This is a genomic window from Paraburkholderia madseniana (genome assembly GCF_009690905.1).
Classification (GTDB): domain Bacteria; phylum Pseudomonadota; class Gammaproteobacteria; order Burkholderiales; family Burkholderiaceae; genus Paraburkholderia; species Paraburkholderia madseniana.
Map to the genome: position 1 here is coordinate 1 of NZ_VOSW01000285.1, position 992 is coordinate 992.

Below are 992 nucleotides of genomic sequence, written 5' to 3' on the forward strand. Positions count from 1 at the left end.
CACTTTACACGCTGCACAGAGTGCTCACAGCACGCCACCGAACTCGCAAGCATCTTCGCCGTTTCAATGCGTCGTGTTCCCACGCCGCAGATACCGATACACCGTATTTCGCGCAAGCCCCAACTCGCGTGCCGCTGCGGACACGTTACCGTCGAGTCGCGCGAGCGTTTGTGCAATCAACGTAGCCTGCCAATCTTCCATCCGCGCGGGCGACGCATTCGCAGGCGCGGCCGGTTTTTCGCGCTCGCCACAGCCATCGCCGTTGCTCGAAAGCGCCACTGGAGGTTGGGCGCTTTCGTCGACCGCCGCGTCCCCACAATCCTGCAGAAAATCGTCCGGCAAATCCTCGAGTTCGATCTGCTGCGCGCCTTCGGCCATGATGCTGGCGGTGCGCAGCACGTTAGCCAATTGCCGCAGATTGCCTGGCCAGCGGCATTGCGCAAACCGTTCCAGCACCTCATCGGACACGCGACGCGGCAACCGCTCGCCATCCGGCTGCAATGCCAGCATGCGCTCGACGAGCGCCGCCAGATCGCTGCGCTCGCGCAGCGCCGGCAGGGTGACGACGAGGCCGTTGATCCGGTAATACAGGTCTTCGCGGAAGGTGCCGGCTTCGATCATCGCGCGCAGGTTGCGGTGAGTTGCGCAGACGACGCGCAGATCGACCGGAATCGCCCGCGTGCCGCCGAGCGGCACGACGGTGCGCTCCTGCAACACGCGCATCAGGCGCACTTGCTGGGCGAGCGGCATGTCGCCGATTTCGTCGAGAAAAAGCGTACCGCCATCGGCCTGCACGATCTTGCCGACGCTGCCGCGTTTCTTTGCGCCGGTGAACGCGCCGTCTTCGTAGCCGAACAACTCCGCCTCGATCAGCGTATCGGGCAACGATGCGCAATTCAGCGCGACGAAGGGCGCGTGCCGCCGTGGCGAATCGTGATGGATCGCGCGGGCGAGCCACTCCTTGCCGGTGCCGGTTTTGCCGAGCACGAGAA

The 992-nt window shown here is 64.6% G+C and carries 1 protein-coding gene; it reads right to left on the reverse strand.

Going from position 1 to position 992, the window contains the following annotated elements; genetic code table 11:
• Positions 1-63: 63 nt before the first annotated feature.
• Positions 64-992 (reverse strand): sigma-54-dependent Fis family transcriptional regulator (locus FSO04_RS45835; protein WP_154568015.1); only part of this gene is annotated, 929 nt, incomplete at its 5' end.